This window comes from Pseudomonas psychrophila, from assembly GCF_001043005.1.
Classification (GTDB): Bacteria; Pseudomonadota; Gammaproteobacteria; order Pseudomonadales; family Pseudomonadaceae; genus Aquipseudomonas; species Aquipseudomonas psychrophila.
The window spans coordinates 1-673 of the sequence record NZ_JYKZ01000063.1 but is presented as its reverse complement, the minus strand read 5'-3'; the positions used below and the strand labels follow the sequence as shown (position 1 = coordinate 673).

Genomic DNA, 673 nt, shown 5'->3' with positions numbered 1-673 from the left:
CCTGTTGGCTGCCCTGGATGACGTGACGCTAAACGAATACCTGGCGCACGGTGACTTTCAAGCCAAGACCAGCCGCACCCTGCACACGCCTGAGGCATTACTTGAGTGTTTGCAGCAAGTGCGCGAGCAGGGCTGGTGTGTGGTCGATCAGGAACTGGAGCAAGGGCTGCGCTCGATTGCCGTACCGGTATACGACGCTTCAGGGCAAGTGCTGGCGGCCTTGAATGTCAGCACCCACGCCGGTCGGGTGACACGCACAGAGCTGGAGCAGCGCTTCCTGCCGATCATGCTCAGTTCCAGCCGTGAGTTGAGTGCTCAGCTGTTTACATGATGGCGCAATAGCTCCCCCGCTGCTTCAATCTGACATTAGCCAGCAAGCTAACTATGTGTTCGATAAACGAACACATAGTCGATTATCGGATTGTTTTGGCCCGTGACGGCGGCTTAACCTGCAGGCATACGGTGTCGCCCCTGGCACACCTTCTTCTACTGCAGTGGCCAACAAGAATCGGGAGCTACCCCAGATGGCAGATATCATTTCGTTACACGACGCCGTGAAACAGTTTGTGAGCGATGGCGACACCGTTGCGCTTGAAGGTTTCACTCATCTGATCCCGACTGCTGCGGGCCATGAAATAATCCGCCAGGGTAAAAAAGACCTGACACTGGTACG

Annotated in this window: 2 protein-coding genes; both read left to right on the top strand. The window is 55.9% G+C overall.

What is annotated here, in order from left to right:
• Nucleotides 1–331, top strand: a 331-nt coding sequence (locus tag TU76_RS24070; RefSeq protein ID WP_048352660.1) for an IclR family transcriptional regulator domain-containing protein, incomplete at its 5' end; no start/stop codon positions are given.
• A gap of 193 nt (nucleotides 332–524) precedes the next feature.
• A partial coding sequence (locus TU76_RS25305) for a CoA-transferase (RefSeq protein WP_275575810.1) occupies nucleotides 525–673 on the top strand: 149 nt, incomplete at its 3' end.